The following is a 17,583-nucleotide window of genomic DNA, read 5'->3' as shown; positions in this document are numbered from 1 at the left end:
GGAAAGGAAAGCCCCATGCGCACCATCGCCTTGACCGTGCTGTCCACAGTGGTCGGAGCGGTCCTGGTCGTCCCCGCCGCGCAGGCGTTGCCGGACGGCCTCGCCCTGACCCCGCCGATGGGCTTCAACAACTGGAACACCACCGCCTGCCGCACCGAGTTCAACGAGGCGATGGTCAAGGGCATCGCCGACATCTTCGTCGACAAGGGCCTGAAGGACGCGGGCTACGAGTACGTCAACATCGACGACTGCTGGGCCGAGAAGACCCGCGACTCCGCCGGCAAGCTCGTGCCGAACAGGACGCGGTTCCCCAACGGAATCAAGGCCGTCGCCGACTACGTGCACTCCAAGGGCCTGAAGTTCGGCATCTACACCAGCGCCGGCACCAAGACCTGCAACAAGGACAACGGCTTCCCCGGCGGCCTGGACCACGAGGAGTCCGACGCGCAGCAGTTCGCGAGCTGGGGCGTCGACTACCTGAAGTACGACAACTGCAACAACCAGGGCGTCGACGCGAAGCAGCGCTACCGCAAGATGCGGGACGCGTTGAAGAAGACCGGCCGTCCGATCGTGTTCAGCCTGTGCGAGTGGGGCCAGAACAAGCCGTGGGAGTGGGCGTCGGACACCGGACACCTCTGGCGCACCACCGGCGACATCAACGACACCTGGCCGCGCACGATGGACATCTACGAGAAGAACGTCGTGCTGGACTCCTACGCCGGTCCTGGGCACTGGAACGACCCGGACATGCTCGAAGTCGGCAACGGCAAGATGAGCGCCGTGCAGTACCGCAGCCACTTCTCGCTGTGGTCGATCATGGCGGCGCCGTTGCTGATCGGCTCGGACCTGCGCAAGGTCTCCGCCGACACGTTCACGATCCTGGAGAACAAGGACGTCATCGCGGTCGACCAGGATCGGTTGGGCGTGCAGGGCAAGCGGATCCGCACCACCGGAAAGTCTGGTGTCGACGTGATCGTGAAGCCGCTCGCCAACGGGGACAAGGCCGTGGCGCTGTTCAACAAGTCCGGCTCCACGCAGACGATCTCGACGTCGCTCTCGGAGATCGGCATGTCCGGTCCGGCGGTGCTGAAGGACCTCTGGACCAAGTCGACGCGCACCACGACCGGCACGATCTCGGCCTCGGTTCCCTCGCTCGCCACGGTGATCTACCGCGTCTCGAAGGGGGACGGCCCGCGCCCGACTCCTCCGGCCGGCACCACTGACCTGTCCGCGTTCGAGGCGTCGTCGTCGACCAACGGCTGGGGTCCCGTCGAGATCGACAGATCCGTCGGCAACCAGGCCGCCGGTGACGGCAGGACGATCACGATCAACGGAGTCACGCACGCGCGCGGCTTCGGGGCGCACGCGGCCGGGACGATCGACTTCTACCTGGGCCGCAGGTGTTCCACGCTGTCGGTGGACGTCGGGGTCGACGACGAGGTGGCCGCCGGCAAGGGATCGGTGGTCTTCCAGGTGTTCGCGGACGACGTGAAGGTCGCGGACTCCGGCAGGCTCACCGGCACCGACGCGGCGAAGAAGCTCACCGCGTCGCTCACCGACGCCGAGAACCTGCGGCTGGTGCTGACCGACGCCGGTGACGGCATCAACTCCGACCACGGCGACTGGGCCTCGCCGCGCATCACCTGCGCGTAGCCACGGCCAGCTGGGTCATGTACCGCTTCACGACCCGGCCGCCGTGCCGTGTGTCGATCAACGACGTGATGTCGGCGATCAGCTGATCGCGCGCAGGCAGCGCGATGTGGTTCGAATATGTGAGGAGCAGGTCCACGTACGCCTCGGTGTCGTAGGCCTGCTCCCACTCGTACCGGTGGAACTCGGGCTCGTCGAAGAGCGCGCTCTCGTCGAACTCGCAGGGGATGCCCGACGCGGGGGACTGCCGCAGGTTCGGCGGCGTGGCGGGGTCCCAGCGCTCGTAGATCTCCTGCACGTCCACGAAGAACCGCTCGGTCCCGCCCGCGATGTGGTGCGTAGAGATCACCGCCAGCACACCGCCGGGACGCAACGCGGCGGCGCACCGGGCCATGCGGGTGTGCGGATCGAGCCAGTGGAACGCCGTCGCGCACACCACGAGGTCGAACGGGGTCGCGGGCAACGTCCAGTCGTCGAAGTCCGCCACGACCACGTGGGCGGCGGGCGCGTGGGACCGGGCGACAGCGGCCAGCTCAGGGCTCAGCTCCACCGCCGTCACGTCGCCCAGCGCGGTCAACGGCAGCGTCGCCTGACCGGTGCCCGGCGCGATCTCCAGGATTCGCGGGCCGTTCAGGCGTTCGAACAGCTGCGGGGGATAGGTGGGACGGGCCCGGTGGTAGCGGGCCGCGTCCTCGCCGAACGTGGTGCGCAAACGCTCGCGATCGGTCACCCGCCGAATTCAAGCGACCGGGACGGCAGCGCGTCCATCCCGTTTCGCGCGAAACCCGCCCACGTGCTCCGGATGGTCTTCGCCAGCTCGGCGTCCGGCTCCTGCCCCACCAGCATGCCCGCGCCGATCCAGCCGTCCGGGTCGAACAGGAACGGCAGCTCCATGCAGTGGCACGAGCCCATGGGGGCGTCGGCGGGCGCCCACCGGAAGAGGTAGGTCGCGGCCTGCCCACCCGCCGCCGTCCAGTCCCGTGCCAGTTCACGGGCACCAAGGGCGAAGATCAGTTCGGTCACGGCTGCCCAGTGCTCACGGCTCGGCACGTACGGGCTGCCGTCGTCGGCCGTGTGCCCGACGAGCAGTTCGACGCGGGACGCCGCCGCGGCGAGGTCGATCTCGTCCAGCGTCGGGGCGAACGGCATGCCGCCGGACGGGGCGAACCTCGGTCCCATCGCGACCACGGCGGCGGCCTGGGCCGCCAGCACGTCGTCCACAGAGGTCGTGGCGTCGACCGAGATCGACGCACGCAGCGCGGCCGTCATCTCCGGCCGTTCGGGGCTGCGGGTGCCCAGCGGCGCGCTCTGCAGGATCGCCCGGTGGAAGAGGTTCTCGGTGTCGGTGAGCATCAGCGCGTACACGGAGTCGGCGCCCGCGGACTGTCCGAACGCGGTCACGTTCGCCGGATCACCACCGAACGCGGCGATGTTGTCCCGGACCCAGCGCAACGCGGTGAGCTGGTCGAGCAGGCCCAGGTCGTCCCGCAGGTAACCGAAAACGCCGAGGCGGTAGCTGACGCTGACCACCACAACGCCTTCGGAGGCCAGCAGACCGGCGTCGTACTTCGTCGACTCGCCGCTGCCGGTCACGTAGGCGCCGCCGTGGAACCAGACCATCACCGGCAGACCGGACGCGCCGGCGGGCGCGGTGACGGACAGCACGTGGCAGTGCTCGTCGAACGTCAGGCCGTCGACGGAACTGCCGACCAGCGCGGCCAGTGCGGACGGTGGCTGCGGACAGGCGGGACCACGCTCGCCGGAGTCGATCACACCGTCCCACTTGGACGGCTCCGGCGCGGCGAACCGGGAAGCAGTCGCATATCGGACACCACGAGCTCGTACGAGACCTTCAGTGATCGCCACGGCACCGATCCTAAGCACGCGTAACCAATTGCACAGCGTCTCGATTCGGCGGGAACGGCTACATAGGAGGACCATGTAACGGTTGAGCAACGAGACAAGAGGAGGGCTCCAGGTGCGGGCTACGACGATCTACGGCACTCGCGACATCCGTGTTGAGGAGGTGCCGGACGCCGCGATCAAGGAGGCCACCGACGTCGTCGTCCGGGTCGAGCTCGCCTGCATCTGCGGCAGCGACCTGTGGGCGTACCGCGGCGTGGCCAAGCGCGAGGACGGGCAGCGGATCGGGCACGAGTTCCTCGGCATCGTCGAGGAGGTCGGCGGGGACGTGAAGAGCGTCCAGGTCGGTGACCGCGTCATCGCGCCGTTCGTGTGGAGCGACGGCACCTGCGCGTACTGCCAGGCCGGCCTGCAGACGTCGTGCCGCGCCGGCGGGTTCTGGGGCAGCAAGGGCAGCGACGGCGGTCAGGGCGAGGCCGTGCGCGTGCCGCAGGCCGACGGCACGCTGGTGAGGGTTCCCGCGGACGCGCCGGCGTCACTGCTGCCCGCGTTCCTGAGCCTGTCCGACGTCATGGGCACCGGTCACCACGCGGCCATGGGCGCGGGCGTCGGTCCCGGCAGCACGGTCGCGGTCGTCGGTGACGGCGCGGTGGGCCTGTGCGGCGTGCTCGCGGCCAAGCGCCTCGGTGCCGAGCGGATCATCGCGATGGGCCGCCACGAGGACCGGGCGAAGATCGCGTCGCTCTTCGGTGCCACGGACCAGGTCGCCGAACGCGGTGACGCCGCGATCGAGCGCATCAAGGAGATGACCGGCGGCCTCGGCGCGTCGGCCGTGCTGGAGTGCGTCGGCACCGAGCAGTCGTGGGAGACCGCGATGGGCATCGTGCGCGACGGCGGCCGGATCGGGTACGTCGGCGTGCCGCACGAGATGAAGGGCCTGCCGCTCGGCAAGTTGTTCGGGCGCAACATCGCCATCGGCGGCGGCGTCGCGCCCGCGCGGGCCTACCTGCCGGAGCTGCTGGCCGACGTGCTCGCCGGCCGGATCGACCCCGGACCCGTGTTCGACCGGACGGTCTCGCTCGACGACGTCGCCTCGGGCTACCAGGCGATGGACGAGCGGACCGCCCTGAAGGTCATCGTGCAGCCGTAGTCAGCACGTAGTCCTCGGCGCGCACGCGCTTGGTCCGCATCCAGTACCGCCAGGTGAATCCCGGCCACACGGTGCGGTTCACGCCCTGCGCGTCGAGGTACCAGCTCTTGCAGCCGCCCTGGGTCCAGACGCCCTTGGTGAGCTTCTGCTGGATCTCCTGGTTGAACTCCTGCTGGGCCTCCAGCCGCACGTCCAGCTCCGCTGCGCGGTGTGTGTCGAGGAGCTGGAGGCACTGCGAGATGTACCGGATCTGCGACTCGATCATGAACACGACCGAGTTGTGCCCGAGTCCGGTGTTGGGGCCCAGCAGGAAGAACAGGTTGGGGAACCCCGAGACCGTGATGCCGTAGTAGGTCTCGATGCCCTGTTGACGCCACTGCTTCGCGAGGTCGACGCCGCCCTTGCCCTGGATGTCCAGGTAGTCGAACGAGTCGACGACGTGGAACCCGGTGCCGTAGATGATGACGTCGACCTCGTGCTCGACGCCCGAACTGTCCACGATGGACTTCTCGCGCACCTCGGAGACCTTGTCCGTCACCAGGTCGACGTTCGGACTGCCCAGTGCGGGGTAGAAGTCGTTGGAGATCAGCACGCGCTTGCAGCCCATGGTGTAGTCGGGCTTGAGCTTGCGGCGGAGCTTCGGGTCCGGCACCTGCTTCTTCATGTGCCGCAACGCGATTCCCTGCGCGAACTGCATGATCTTCGGGTTCACCGCGAAGCCCAGCGCTGAGGACTCGCGCGTCCAGTACACGAAGTCGCGGTAGAGCCGTTGCGTGAACGGCAGGGCGCGGAACAGCTTCTGCTCCCAGCCGTTGATCTCGCGGTCGGCCTTGGGCATGATCCACGGCGGCGTGCGCTGGAAGATCTTCATCGACGCGACCTGCTTCGCGATCTTCGGCACGAACTGGATCGCGGACGCGCCCGTGCCGATGACGGCGACGCGCTTTCCGGTCAGGTCGTGGTCGTGGTCCCACTGCGCGCTGTGGAACGTCTTGCCGCTGAAGTTCTCGATGCCCGGCAGTTCGGGGACGTTCGGGATGTGCAACGCGCCGACGCCCGCGACCAGGGCCTGGGCGGTGTAGGTGTCGCCCTGCTCGGTGGTGACGTTCCAGCGCTTGGCCTCGTCGTCCCACTGCGCGCCGGAGACCTTGGTGTTGAAGCGGATGTGCGGCCGCAGCCGGTACTTGTCGGCGACGTGCTGCAGGTAGTCGAAGATCTCGCCCTGGCGCGCGAACATCCGCGACCACCTGGGGTTCATCTCGAACGAGAACGAGTACATGTGCGACGGCACGTCACACGCGCAGCCGGGGTAGGAGTTGTCGCGCCAGGTGCCACCGAGGTCGGCGGCCTTCTCCAGCACCACGAAGTCGTGCTCACCGCGGCGCTTCAGCTCTATGGCCATGCCCAGGCCGGAGAAGCCGGTGCCGATGACGAGCACTTTCGTCTCTCGGTGCATGGGGAAGTCCCTCCGCTCGCGGTGGCTACTTCTCAGTAGGTTACCCCGAGTAAGTTACGAGCGGTAGACTCCATTTGTGACAGCCCCCCGGCGCCGAATGCCCAAGGCCCAGCGCATGGCTCAGATGCTCACCGTCGCTGAGGAGATCTTCGCCGAGCAGGGCTATCTCGCAACCTCGATGGACGAGATCGCCGAACGCGTGGGCGTCTCGAAGCCGATGCTCTACGAGTACTTCGGCTCGAAGGAAGGCCTGCTGATCGGCTGCATCCACCGGGCGCGCACGGAGTTGCGGGAGAAGACGGCGGCGGCGATCGCGGGAGCGCAGAGCCCGGAGGAGTTCCTCCGGCTGGGGCTGCTCGCGTTCTTCGAGTTCATCGACGAGCACCGCCGCTCGTGGGCGTTGCTGCGGCAGGAGGCGGCCGTGGCCGTGCCGTCGGCGCAAGAAGAGGTGGAAGGCATCCGTCAGCAGCAGACGGACATGATCGGGGCCGTGCTGGCGTCGTTCACGCCGGAAATAGACCCGCTGGAGGCGGAGGCGTTCGCCGAGATCGTCGTCGGCGCCACGGAACGCCTCGCGGTGTGGATGGAGCGCAGGCCCTCGGTGGGACCTGCGCTCGCAACCGACTACGTGATGGCCGTGATCTGGCCAGGTGTGTCAGACAGGCTTGCTGTGACACTCCTAAAATCCAGTTCTTGATTGGAGCGAAAGCAAGCTCGCATGGTTGTGAAGACCGCGCGCCCTTTCGCTCCAATCAAGAAGCAGCCTTTACCCGCTCAGCCCGCATAGCGCTGACGGCGGGGAGGTCCAGCGGCGCGAGCTTCGTGCCCGTCGCCCACTCGATCAGCAGGTCGGCGAGCTGCGGGTTGCGCGGCAGCACCGGGCCGTGCAGGTAGGTGCACAGGATCCGGCCCTGGACGGCGCCCTCGACGCTGCCGTCGTTGCCGGTGCCGACCTTGACGTGCGCGAGCGGCTTCGCGGCCGGGCCGAGCACGGTGCGGCCCTGGTGGTTCTCGAAGCCGGTCAGCACGCCGGAGAACAGGCCGTTCGCCGGCTCGGCCAGGACCTCGCCGATCGCGCGGCTGCCGCCGGCGTGCGAGGTCGAGTCGATCAGGCCCATGCCGGGGTGGGTGATGTTGTCGGCACGGGTGAAGCTCTCGCCGAAGATCTGGATGCCGGCGCAGACGCCCAGCACCACGGCGTTCTTCGTGACGGCGCGCTGCAGGCCGGGGTGCTCGCGCAGGTGCTTCACCGCCAGCGTCTGCGCGGTGTCCTCACCGCCGCCGACGACGTAGATGTCGCACGAGTCCGGCACCGGCTGGCCGTAGTTGATCGGCACGATCTCGGCTTTGATGCCGCGCCACGTCATGCGCTTCTCGAGGACCACGGCGTTGCCGAAGTCGCCGTACGTGCCGAGGAGATCCGGCAGCACGAGCGCGATCTGGATTGTCGACTCACTCATCAGCGGCAGCCCTGGCATTCAAGTCGCGGAACGCGGTGTAGTTGGCGATGACCTCGACCGCGCCGGGAGGCATCTGGTCGATGGCCTTCAGCGGGTCGGGCACGATCGTGTGCTGGACCTCGGCGTAGGTCAGGCGGACGGCGAGATCGGTCGCGCGCTCGCCGGACGCGATGACCGTGCGGCCCTGCAGGCGCTCGAACGGGACGTCCCACAGCCACGACAGGTCGCGGCCGTCGGCCTCGTTGGCGTTGATCACCAGGACGGCCGGGTGGTTGGCCTCCTTGACGACCGTGAGGGTCTCGCTCCAGCCCGCCGGGTTCTTGCTGAGCAACAGGCGCGCGCTGCGGCCGTTGCGCTGGATCGTGCGGTAGCGGCCGCTCACGTTGGAGACGCCGCGCAGCCGGCGGACCGCCTCGTCCGCCGGCACGCCCATCGCGTGGGCGGCCGCGGCGGCCATGACGGCGTTGGCCTGGTTGAACTTGCCCGGCAGCGTGAGGCGCAGTTCGAGCTTCTGGTGCTCCGGCGTGATCATCGCCTCGTCGGCGGTGATCCAGTTCGGGTGCGGGCGCGCGAGGTCGCAGCCCGTGCAGTGCCAGTGCTCGCCCTGCCAGCGGATCGGGTTGCCGCAGCGCGGGCAGCTCGCCGAGTCGTGGTGCCAGCCGGTGCCGGTGGCGACCCAGATGACCTTGGAGGCGTTCCAGGCCGCGCTCGTCACCATCACGTCGTCGCAGTTCGCGACGATCGTGCAGTTCTGCAGCTTGTTGACGGTGTCGCGCAGCGCGCGCTCGATCGTGCGGACCTCACCGACGCGGTCGAGCTGGTCGCGCGAGAGGTTCAGGATCACCGCGACGGACGGGTTGCTGGCGCCCGCGACGGCGGGGAAGTAGCCCTCGTCGCACTCCAGCACCGCGTACGGGGCGTCCGGCTGCTTAGACAGCGCCGTGACGTGACCGTCGGGCATGTTCGCGCCGCTGTGGTTCGTGGCGACCTCGCCCAGCGCGCCCACGGCCCGCGCCAGCATCATCGTGCTGGTCGTCTTGCCGTTGGTGCCCGTCACGACGGCGACGTTGCGGCCCTGGGTGAGGCGGTTGAGGGCCTGCGGGTCGAGCTTCAGCGCAACCCGGCCGCCGATCATGCCGCCGGCGCCGAGGCCCATCTTCTGCGACAGCGTGGAGCTCAGGTTGCCCAGCTTCACGGCGGCTGCGGTGCGCAGAGGGAGGCGGGCGGGGGAATCGTTCACCCTGGCGATGCTACCGGCGTTGCTCTTTGCCCCTTTTCGGACGGTCGTTGCGTTGGTGTGAACGGGCTTCGGTACAACTAACGACTCAGTCCGCGCAGGATCCGGATGAGTTCCACCGTCGGAAGCTGGCAAATGTTGGAGTCATGTTCTCCAGCGTTGACCGACTGGGGCGCCTGTGCTCTTCATCGGGCGAGACCACGCAGGATCCGGATGAGCTCCACCGTCGGAAGCTGGCACAGCTGCGCCATGTTCTCGAGCGCGGGCAGGTCGAGGTGCACCTCCGGTGAGGCACTCGGCGGCAGCGCGTGCAGCCGTCCGGCCGCCCACCGCTTGAGCGGCAGGACGCGCGGGTTGTCGGTCGCGGCGATCGAGGTGAGGCTCAGCGTCAGGTGGCCGGCGGGGGTGTCGCCGAAGAAGCGTTCGTGCACGCGGGCGAGGACCTCGTGCGCCGGAACGTCGAGGGCGTGACAGATCTCCACGAGACGCACGACAGAACACTGTCGCGTGCCGAGCTCGTACGTCGCCAGCGTCTGCAGCGAGATCTCGGTCTGCAGCCGCTTGTTCAGCTCCTTGCGGGTCCATCCGCGCTGCTTGCGAAGACTGCGGATCTCATCACCGAGCACGCGCTGGTACGCCACTGTGTCGATTTGGCCGTTCGCAGTTTGCACCCTGGTCCTCCACCCCGTGAGCGGGTCTCACGGTGATGGAAGGCGCCAGTGCTTCGTCGCTTACGCAACTTACTGGGAGAATCCCCCGAACGGGCTATACATCTCTACTCTGAGTATCAGTTTACGCAGCGCACGCCGTCTGCGGAGATGGGCGGAGGGGCCGCCGGGTCAGCCGGTTGCTGACGCGCACCGTCCAGGGCGAGTACTCCGGAACCGGTGAAACCCTGCGCGCCGGGACCCGAGTAGTCCGATCCGAGGAAGACGCGGGCGGCCCCTGCGGGCACGTTCACGTCCTCTTCGATCTTCAGGCCGCCGAGGGCCTCCTGGACCGCGTTGGCGCCCGCCTCGCCGCCCTTGCCGTAGCGGACGACGGACTTCGCCAGGGCCTCGGCGTTGCCCGTCTGGCCCTCCTTGAAGCCCTTCGCGACGAGCGACTGGAGCACCTTGCCCGCGAGGCCGGGCTGGCCGGAGGCGTTGCGGACGTCGACGGTCACCGTGGACTTGTCGAACTTCGGGTCGGCCGGGTTCGACGTCGCCGGGGCCTTGCCGAGGTTCTTGACGAACGTGCGCACCTCGGACTCGGTCACCTCGACCGCGGAGCCGTCCTCCGGCGTCTGCAGGTCGGGGTTGCCGGTCGGGATCGTCTGGAACGTCATGTTGCCGCCCGTCATGTCCTTCATCTGCAGGGCGAACTTGGTGATGTCCCAGCCGTCGTCGAGCACGATCGCGCCGCTCACGGCCTTGATCATGTCGCTGCGCTTGGTGCTGTCGGTGAGCACGCCCGCCGACAGCATCTTCTTGGCGAGGCCCGCCATGAAGACCTGCTGGCGCACGACGCGGTCGAGGTCGCCCATCGGCAGGCCGTGCCGCTGACGGACGAACGCGAGCGCGTTCTTGCCCTCGATGGTCTGCGGGCCGGCCTTGAAGTTCGCGCCGGAGAAGCTGTCGCGGACGTTGTTGGTGAGGCAGACGTCGATGCCGCCGACGGCCTTGGTGATGTCGTAGAAGCCGACCAGGTTGACCTCGGCGTAGTGGTCGATCGTCGAGCCGGTCAGCGTCTGGATGGTGTCGATGAGGTTCTTCGCGCCGGCCTTGCGCGACTCCATCTCGATCTCGGGCGCGGGCTTGCCGCTGCCCTGCAGCTTCTCGGCGGCTTGACCCTTGGCGTAGCCGTAGGCAGAGTTGATCTTGTGCCGCCCGAACCCGCCCGCGATCTTCACGTAGGAGTCGCGCGGGAACGACACGGCGTAGGCCTTGCCGCTGTCGTTCGGGATGTGCAGCAGGATCAGCGTGTCCGTGTTGAACCCGCCGTCGTCGCTGCCGCCCGCCTGCAGCTCGTTCAGGACGTTCTGCGGCAGCGGGTTGCCCTTGGAGTCGGTGCGGCTGTCCATGCCGACCAGCAAGATGTCGATCGCGCCATCGGCGGGCTTCTCGCCCGCGTCGGCCAGGTTCAGGTCCTGCTTGGTCAGGCCGTCGGTCAGCGCCGTCAGGTTCTGCCACGCGATGCCGGTGACCAGCAGGATCGTGGCGGACAGCATGCTGAGGAAGATCTTGGCACCGGTGGACGCGCCGCGTTCGGCCTTGCTCGGCCTGCGAGCCGCGGCGGGCCTGGGCCTCGGACGCGGAGCGGCGGCTGTCTTCGCGGGGGCGGTCTTGACCGTCGGGCGGTCGGCCACGGGACGCGGGCGCGGCGCGGACGACGAGGCGCGGCCCGTCTCACGGGGGCGCTGGGACTCCCGGCGCGGTGGTTCGGAGCGACTCGCCGACTCGCGGCGCGGAGGTTCGCGGCGGGGTGGTTCGGAGCGGCTCACCGGCTCGCGGCGCGGTGGTTCGGCGCGTTTCGGCGGCTCCCGGCGTGGGGGCTCGGCCCGGCCCGGCTGCCTGCGCGGGGGCTCTGAGCTGCGCGGCGGCACCTGGGGACGGCGGGGCTGGCCCGCCTGGGGACGCGGGGTGGCAGAGGGTCGCCTGGGATTCCCGTTCGGGTCTCCTGGCCGCGGCGGCCGGTTGTCCACACCCACTCCTCTCGGCGAAATCGGGTACACCAAGTAGACGTGCGGGGCCGCCACTCGGTTGTGCACAGGGTGACACAGTGGCGGAGCCCACCCGATCAAGGCCCCTTGACCAGCGGTTTTGTCCGTTTCGTAGACTCGTCGCCGTGTTGACGATGCAGGACGCGCTGCTCGCGCTGACCAAGTACTGGACCGACCGAGGTTGCATCGTGGTGCAGCCGTTCAACACCGAGGTCGGGGCGGGAACGCTGAACCCGGCCACCGTGCTGCGGGTGCTGGGTCCCGAGCCGTGGCGCGTCGCCTACGTGGAGCCGTCCGTGCGGCCCGACGACGCCCGCTACGGCGAGAACCCGAACCGGCTGCAGACGCACACCCAGTTCCAGGTGATCCTCAAGCCCGACCCGGGCGACCCGCAGGAGCTCTACCTCGGTTCGCTGGAGGCGCTCGGCATCGACGTGCGCGGGCACGACGTCCGGTTCGTCGAGGACAACTGGGCCTCGCCCGCCCTCGGCGCCTGGGGCCTGGGCTGGGAGGTGTGGCTCGACGGCCTGGAGATCACCCAGTTCACCTACTTCCAGCAGGCCGGCGGCATGACGCTCGACCCGGTGTCGGTGGAGATCACCTACGGCATCGAGCGGATCATGATGGCGCTGCAGGGCGTCGACCACTTCAAGAAGATCGCCTACGCGCCCGGCATCTCCTACGGCGAGGCGTTCGGCCAGGCCGAGTACGAGATGTCGCGGTACTACCTCGACGACGCGGACGTGGAGGCGAACAAGCGCCTCTTCGAGGAGTTCGCGGCCGAGGCCCGGCGCATGCTCGACGCCCGACTGCCCGTTCCGGCGCACAGCTTCGTGCTGAAGTGCTCGCACATCTTCAACGTGCTGGACGCGCGCGGCTCGATCTCCACGACCGAGCGCGCCCGTGCGTTCGGCCGGATGCGCGGGCTGGCGCGGGAGGTCGCCTCGCTGTGGGCCGAGCGTCGTGCCGAGCTCGGGCATCCGCTGGGTGTGGCCGAGCTTCCCGCTGCTGTTGAGAAGCCTTCGTCCTTCGTGGACGTGGTCGCGCCGGCGACGCTGCTGTTCGAGATCGGTACCGAGGAACTGCCGCCGCACGAGGTGCTGCGGACCGTGGACGCGGTGCGTGCGGCCGTTGGCTCCAAGCTGGATGCCACTCGGTTGACGCACGGCTCGGTGACCGTGCACGGCACGCCGCGCCGGATCGTCGTGCTGGTGCCCGCGGTTTCGCCGCGTGAGCCGGACGCCGAGCGCACGGTGCGTGGTCCGCGGGTCTCCGCTGCTTTCGATGCCGACGGCAACCCGACGAAGGCCGTGCAGGGCTTCGCACGTGGCCAGGGTGTCGAGGTCTCGTCGCTGGGGCGCGTGGTCGAGAACGGCGTCGAGTTCGTGGCGCTGACCAAGTCCGATGCCGGTCGTGGCGCCGTCGAGGTGCTGAGCGGGCTGCTGGCCGAGGTCGTGTCGGACCTGCGGTCCGAGAAGAACATGAAGTGGAACGACCCGAAGCTGTCGTTCACCCGGCCGATCCGCTGGCTGCTCGCGCTGCTGGGGGAGACCCCGGTGCCGGTCGCGGTGTCGTCGCTGGCGTCCGGGACCACGACTCGGGTGCACCGGACCGCTGCTACGCCGGTGGTCCCGGTGTCCACTGCGGACGGTTACCTGGAGTTCCTGGAGTCGCACGGGATCCAGGTCGATTCGGCTGCTCGTTCGGCCGCGATCGTGGAAGCCGCGCAGGAGCTGGCGGCGTCGGTCGGCGGTGTCGTCGAGGTCGACGGACTGCTGGACGAGGTGACGAACCTGGTCGAGTGGCCGACGCCGATCCTCGGCTCGTTCGAGGAGCGGTACCTGGAGCTGCCCGCGCAGATCCTCACCACCGTGATGCGCAAGCACCAGCGCTACCTGCCGGTGCGGTCGGCTGATGGTGCCCTGCTGCCGCACTTCGTGGCTGTGGCCAACGGTTCCATCGACGCCGATCTGGTCCGGGCGGGCAACGAGGCCGTGCTGCGGGCGCGGTACGAGGACGCGGCGTTCTTCTGGCGGGCGGATTTGAAGACGCCGCTGGAGGAGATGAAGTCCGGGCTCGCGAAGCTGACGTTCGCGGACAAGCTCGGGTCGATGGCGGACCGCGCCGGGCGCATCGCGTCGCTCGCGGGGCGGTTCGCCGGCGTTGTGGACGTTGACCGCGAGACGTTGGACCGCGCGGGTGCGCTGGCCAAGTTCGACCTCGGCTCGCAGATGGTGATCGAGCTGTCGTCGCTGGCCGGTGTGATGGCGCGGGAGTACGCCGCACGGGCGGGGGAGACGTCCGAGGTCGCGCTGGCGTTGTGGGAGATGGAGTTGCCGCGGTCGGCCGGTGACGCGCTGCCGTCTTCGGTGCCGGGGGCGTTGCTGTCGCTGGCGGACCGGTTCGACCTGCTGGCCGGGTTGTTCGGGATCGGTGCGCAGCCGACCGGGTCGTCGGATCCGTTCGGGCTTCGGCGGGCGGCTCTTGGTGCGGTCACGGTGTTGCGGGCTTTCCCCGACCTGCGGGCTATCACTCTGCCGGTGGCGCTTTCCCTTGCTGCTGAGGGGCTTGAGGTTTCGGCCGAGGCTCTGGAGACGGCTCGGGAGTTCGCGGTTCGGCGTTATGAGCAGGCGTTGCTCGATGCTGGGCATGAGCACCGGTTTGTTCAGGCGGTGCTGCCGTTGGCTGACTCGCCGGTGTTGGCTGATGAGACTCTTGCGCAGCTGGAGTCGTTGGCGGGCAACGAGTCGTTTGACGCGTTGGCTGCTGCCTTGCAGCGGGTGCGGCGGATTGTGCCTGCGGCTGTTGAGGGTGCTTACGACGCCTCGGTTTTGTCTGAGCCTGCGGAAGTGGCGCTGCACAAGGCGCTCGACGGGGTTTCTCGGGATGTTGTTGGGCTGGCTGCGTTTTTTGGTGCTGCTGAGGGGCTCACCGGGCCGATCAACACGTTCTTCGACGAGGTGCTGGTGATGGCTGAGGACGAGGGCGTCAAGGCTGCTCGGCTTGGGTTGCTGGCTTCGATTCGGGACTTCGCGGCGCCGGTGTTGGACTGGACTCAGCTGTAGGTCGGTTCGGGCTGCGGGTTGCGTTGCGTGCGTGCGTCGCGTTCCAGCGGGGTGGGTCGCCTTTGGTTGGGCGGCTCACCTTGCGAGGGTGGGCGCGCGGGTCGTGACGAAGTGCGGGGTTGCGATTGGGGCTTGACCTTGAGCCTCTAGCTGGGCGCGTAGTCGGCCTCAAAGCCGGGGTGAAGAGCGCCCCGGCCGAGCCCAGACAGGGTGGCACCCAGCCCCTCAAGGTCAAGCCCCAATCGCCATGAGCGGAGTGCACCGCTACCCGGCGATCTAGGATCAGACGGCTCGCCTTCGGCATTGCGCCGCCAGGCTTCGTACGTGGTTGCCTTGCGTTGCTGGCTTTCCGGTTGGCACCGCGCGCCTGGCGTGCGTCGTGGTCGCCTTGCGTTGGCGAGTGCGGGTGGGCGCGCTACTTGATTTCGAAGCTTTGGCCGTAGACCTTCCACTTCAGTGGCGTGTTCAGGTCCAGGTTGCCTGCCTTGAGCCACACGCGTTGTGCTGTGTCCACGCGGCTGGTGTTCTCGTGTGCGGGTTCCTGCTTCATGGTCCACACTCGGGCGTCCATGAAGGCGTTGAGCCACGTGGTCTCGTTGCCGCCCTGTGACGGTGGCTTTGCCTTGGTCAGTGCGCGTTTGCGGATGCCGGAGAAGTCCAGGTTGCCCCAGCCGTCGCCGTGCATGACGATCGCGTCGTAGTACGCGAACTGGCCCAGGGCGCGCACGCCGTCGGCCTTTGCCTGGCGTACCGCCGGGTTGAAGTAGACGCGGTCGCGTTCGGACTCCTGTGCCGCCTTGAAGACGGAGTCTGAGGCTGCGGTCTTCCAGTCCCTGGTGTAGTTGGGATCCAGGCCTGAGTGCGAGTCGGTGCCGTTGACCCTGCGCAGTGCGGGGAGGTACTTCTCCAGCACGTTGCCGGGTTTGCGGGTCTTGTAGAGCTCGACCAGGTCGAGCATGTCGCCGGTGCCGCTGCAGAAGCCGATGATTCCCGCGGTGTAGCCGCGGCCGTCGTCGATGTCCTCGATGTAGCTGAACTGCGCTTTCCAGTTCGTGGACGAGTTCTCCGCGCTGGACACGATCTGCATCGCGATGTCCTTCATGCGCGGGTCGTTGAGGTCTGCCGCTTGGGCGGTGCCCGTGGTCGCGGTGGCGAGCGCGACGCAGAGCAGAACGGCGGCCAGTGTGCGGCCTGGGATCTTCACGCGTTCCTCCCGGGGTGTCCCGGGCGGCGGTTCGGCAACCGTAAGGGGTCTGGACCATCAGCGGCAAGGATGTTCATCCGATTACGAACTTGTTGTCACACATGAGAAAGAGGGGCGCCCCCGGCCGGAGACGCCCCTCTTTCTCATGTGTGAAACGGTGGAGCTAGTTGATCGTGAAGCTGTCGCCGTAGACCTTCCACTTGAGTGGCGTCTTCAGGTCGAAGTTGCCGGCCTTCAGCCACACGCGCTGCGCGGTCTCGATGCGGGAGACGTCCTCGTGGGCCGCTTCCTGCTTCATGGCCCACACGCGGGCGTCCATGAAGGCGTTGAGCCACGTGGTCTCGTTGCCACCCTGCGACGGGGGCTTCGCCTTGCCGAGCGCGCGCTTGCGGATGTTGCTGAAGCTGGTCTTGTCGCCGCCGTCACCGTGCACGACGATCGCGTCGTAGTACGCGAACTGGCCCAGGGCGCGCACGCCGTCGGCCTTGCCCTGTGCCACAGCTGGGTTGAAGTACACGCGGTCGCGTTCGGACTCCTGTGCCGCCTTGAAGACGGAGTCCTTGGCCGCGGTCTTCCAGTCCTTGGTGAAGTTGGGGTCGAGACCCGAGTGGGAGTCGGTGCCGTTCACCTTGCGCAGTGCGGGAAGGTACTTCTCCAGCACGTTGCCGGACTTCTTCGTCTTGTACAACTCGACCAGGTCGAGCATGTCACCGGTACCGCTGCAGAAACCGATGATGCCCGCGGTGTAGCCGCGGCCGTCGTCGATGTCCTCGATGTAGCTGAACTGGGACTTCCAGTCCGTGGAGGAGTTCTCCGCGCTGGACACGATCTGCATCGCGATGTCCTTGAGGCGCGGTTCGTCCAGATTGGCCGCGGAGGCGGTGCCAACCGTGGTGGTGAAAAGGGCGGCGCACGTCAACAGTGCGGCCGCTATGCGACCAGTGATCTTCACGAATTTCCCTCCGGGGCAGGGATTGTGGGGGCCCGGGCGGCGTGAGAGCCACGGTAAGGGGTCCATACCTTTATTGGCAAGAGTCTTTACTAATTCGCGAAACGGACAATTGCCCTCAGTCGATGCATTCCGGCGGAAACGCTTGCCCTGCAAACGTTTCCGCCGGGACTTCAGGTCAGCGGATGTCGAACTGCTGCCCGTAGACGTGCCACTGCAGGGGGCGTTCGAGGTTGAGCTTGCCCTCGTTGAGGAACCGGCGCTGGGCCGTGTCGACCCGGCTGGTGTCCTCGTGCGCGGGCTCCTGCTTCATCGCCCACACCCGTGCGTCCAGGAACGCGTGCAGCCACTGCACCTCGTCGCCGCCCTGGGCCGGCGGGCGCGCGCCGGTGTTGAGCGCGCGCTGGCGGATGCTGGAGAAGTCCAGGTCACCCCAGCCGTCGCCGTGCATCACGATCGCGTCGTAGTACGCGAACTGGCCGAGTGCCTGCACGCCGTCCTGCTTCGCGCGGTTGACCGCGGGGTCGAAGTAGACGCGGTCGCGTTCGTGCTCCTGCGCGCCCTGGAACGTGCCGTCCTGGGCCGCCGACTGCCAGTCGCCCTGGAAGTTCGGGTCCAGGCCGTCGTGCGACGGCGTGCCGTTCACCCGTTCCAACGCGGGCAGGTACTTCTCCAGGACGTTGCCCGGCTTCCAGTCGCGGTAGAGCCGGACGAGGTCGAGCATGTCACCGGTGCCGCTGCAGAAGCCGATGATTCCGGCGGTGTAGCCGCGGCCGTCGTCGATGTCCTCGATGTAGCCGAACCGCGCGCCAGTCCAAAGAGGAGTTCTCCGCACTGGACACCAGCTG

15 protein-coding genes are annotated in these 17,583 nt (G+C 68.1%); 5 read left to right on the top strand and 10 right to left on the bottom strand.

The features are described from left to right. Positions 1 to 15: 15 nt before the first annotated feature. Positions 16 to 1,653, top strand: a complete 1,638-nt coding sequence (locus tag ACH413_RS36170) for an NPCBM/NEW2 domain-containing protein (RefSeq protein WP_360040203.1) — start codon at positions 16 to 18, stop codon at positions 1,651 to 1,653. Here the strand turns inward: ACH413_RS36170 and ACH413_RS36165 are convergent. Then, the gene (locus tag ACH413_RS36165; protein ID WP_360040206.1) at positions 1,640 to 2,380 is read right to left on the bottom strand and encodes a class I SAM-dependent methyltransferase; all 741 of its coding nucleotides are present in this window, start codon (positions 2,378 to 2,380) and stop codon (positions 1,640 to 1,642) included. The two genes, ACH413_RS36170 and ACH413_RS36165, sit on opposite strands and share 14 nt — an antisense overlap. After that, positions 2,377 to 3,516 (bottom strand): carboxylesterase family protein, encoded by a 1,140-nt coding sequence (locus tag ACH413_RS36160; RefSeq protein ID WP_360040209.1) that lies wholly within the window; start codon positions 3,514 to 3,516, stop codon positions 2,377 to 2,379. The genes ACH413_RS36165 and ACH413_RS36160 overlap by 4 nt, the downstream gene beginning before the upstream one ends. Positions 3,517 to 3,628: 112 nt before the next feature. Between ACH413_RS36160 and ACH413_RS36155 the strand changes: the two genes are divergently transcribed. After that, on the top strand, positions 3,629 to 4,663 hold the full coding sequence (locus ACH413_RS36155) for a zinc-dependent alcohol dehydrogenase family protein (protein ID WP_360040212.1): 1,035 nt from the start codon (positions 3,629 to 3,631) through the stop codon (positions 4,661 to 4,663). Here ACH413_RS36155 and ACH413_RS36150 read toward each other — a convergent pair. Continuing rightward, positions 4,647 to 6,119 (bottom strand): NAD(P)/FAD-dependent oxidoreductase, encoded by a 1,473-nt coding sequence (locus ACH413_RS36150; protein WP_360040215.1) that lies wholly within the window; start codon positions 6,117 to 6,119, stop codon positions 4,647 to 4,649. The two genes, ACH413_RS36155 and ACH413_RS36150, sit on opposite strands and share 17 nt — an antisense overlap. 115 nt (positions 6,120 to 6,234) lie before the next feature. Between ACH413_RS36150 and ACH413_RS36145 the strand changes: the two genes are divergently transcribed. Continuing rightward, entirely contained in the window at positions 6,235 to 6,816 is a 582-nt protein-coding gene (locus tag ACH413_RS36145) for a TetR/AcrR family transcriptional regulator (protein ID WP_360040331.1), read from the top strand. Between the two features lie 55 nt (positions 6,817 to 6,871). On the opposite strand, the gene ACH413_RS36140 is transcribed toward ACH413_RS36145, so the two are convergent. The 4 genes from ACH413_RS36140 to ACH413_RS36125 form a co-directional block, all read right to left on the bottom strand. Continuing rightward, complete coding sequence (locus tag ACH413_RS36140) at positions 6,872 to 7,579, bottom strand: glutamine amidotransferase (protein WP_360040218.1); 708 nt, start codon at positions 7,577 to 7,579, stop codon at positions 6,872 to 6,874. Beyond that, positions 7,572 to 8,819 (bottom strand): MurT ligase domain-containing protein, encoded by a 1,248-nt coding sequence (locus ACH413_RS36135; protein WP_360040221.1) that lies wholly within the window; start codon positions 8,817 to 8,819, stop codon positions 7,572 to 7,574. Before ACH413_RS36135 ends, ACH413_RS36140 begins: the two co-directional genes overlap by 8 nt. 182 nt (positions 8,820 to 9,001) lie before the next feature. Next, positions 9,002 to 9,487 carry a helix-turn-helix transcriptional regulator gene (locus tag ACH413_RS36130; RefSeq protein WP_360040224.1) on the bottom strand — a complete coding sequence of 162 codons (486 nt, stop codon included), beginning with the start codon at positions 9,485 to 9,487 and terminating at the stop codon, positions 9,002 to 9,004. Positions 9,488 to 9,603: 116 nt separating this feature from the next. After that, on the bottom strand, positions 9,604 to 11,025 hold the full coding sequence (locus ACH413_RS36125) for an LCP family protein (RefSeq protein ID WP_360040227.1): 1,422 nt from the start codon (positions 11,023 to 11,025) through the stop codon (positions 9,604 to 9,606). Here ACH413_RS36125 and ACH413_RS36120 point away from each other — a divergent pair. Together ACH413_RS36120 and ACH413_RS36115 are read left to right on the top strand one after the other, a co-directional pair. Next, on the top strand, positions 11,024 to 11,536 hold the full coding sequence (locus ACH413_RS36120; RefSeq protein ID WP_360040230.1) for a hypothetical protein: 513 nt from the start codon (positions 11,024 to 11,026) through the stop codon (positions 11,534 to 11,536). The two genes, ACH413_RS36125 and ACH413_RS36120, sit on opposite strands and share 2 nt — an antisense overlap. Before the next feature lie 115 nt (positions 11,537 to 11,651). After that, positions 11,652 to 14,582: a glycine--tRNA ligase gene (locus ACH413_RS36115; protein ID WP_360040334.1), complete on the top strand. Its 2,931-nt coding sequence runs from the start codon at positions 11,652 to 11,654 to the stop codon at positions 14,580 to 14,582. Between the two features lie 415 nt (positions 14,583 to 14,997). On the opposite strand, the gene ACH413_RS36110 is transcribed toward ACH413_RS36115, so the two are convergent. The 3 genes from ACH413_RS36110 to ACH413_RS36100 form a co-directional block, all read right to left on the bottom strand. Continuing rightward, the gene (locus tag ACH413_RS36110) at positions 14,998 to 15,765 is read right to left on the bottom strand and encodes a chitosanase (RefSeq protein WP_360040337.1); all 768 of its coding nucleotides are present in this window, start codon (positions 15,763 to 15,765) and stop codon (positions 14,998 to 15,000) included. 184 nt (positions 15,766 to 15,949) lie between these two features. Beyond that, complete coding sequence (locus ACH413_RS36105) at positions 15,950 to 16,738, bottom strand: chitosanase (protein WP_396425433.1); 789 nt, start codon at positions 16,736 to 16,738, stop codon at positions 15,950 to 15,952. 175 nt (positions 16,739 to 16,913) lie between these two features. Then, positions 16,914 to 17,570, bottom strand: a complete 657-nt coding sequence (locus ACH413_RS36100) for a chitosanase (protein ID WP_360040236.1) — start codon at positions 17,568 to 17,570, stop codon at positions 16,914 to 16,916. Positions 17,571 to 17,583: the final 13 nt, after the last annotated feature.

It is taken from the genome of Lentzea sp. NPDC020367 (genome assembly GCF_044387305.1).
Taxonomy (GTDB): domain Bacteria; phylum Actinomycetota; class Actinomycetes; order Mycobacteriales; family Pseudonocardiaceae; genus Lentzea.
The sequence above is the reverse complement of the archived record's forward strand: the minus strand, read 5'-3'. Positions and strand labels throughout refer to the sequence as shown.

Excerpts from the sequence above, each read along its gene's own strand:
- ACH413_RS36170 (WP_360040203.1), top strand. The coding sequence starts at position 16 with ATGCGCACCATCGCCTTGACCGTGCTGTCCACAGTGGTCGGAGCGGTC.
- ACH413_RS36150 (WP_360040215.1), bottom strand. The coding sequence starts at position 6,119 with ATGCACCGAGAGACGAAAGTGCTCGTCATCGGCACCGGCTTCTCCGGC.
- ACH413_RS36145 (WP_360040331.1), top strand. The coding sequence starts at position 6,235 with ATGGCTCAGATGCTCACCGTCGCTGAGGAGATCTTCGCCGAGCAGGGC.
- ACH413_RS36140 (WP_360040218.1), bottom strand. The coding sequence starts at position 7,579 with ATGAGTGAGTCGACAATCCAGATCGCGCTCGTGCTGCCGGATCTCCTC.
- ACH413_RS36120 (WP_360040230.1), top strand. The coding sequence starts at position 11,024 with ATGCTGAGGAAGATCTTGGCACCGGTGGACGCGCCGCGTTCGGCCTTG.
- ACH413_RS36125 (WP_360040227.1), bottom strand. The coding sequence starts at position 11,025 with ATGCTGTCCGCCACGATCCTGCTGGTCACCGGCATCGCGTGGCAGAAC.
- ACH413_RS36115 (WP_360040334.1), top strand. The coding sequence starts at position 11,652 with ATGCAGGACGCGCTGCTCGCGCTGACCAAGTACTGGACCGACCGAGGT.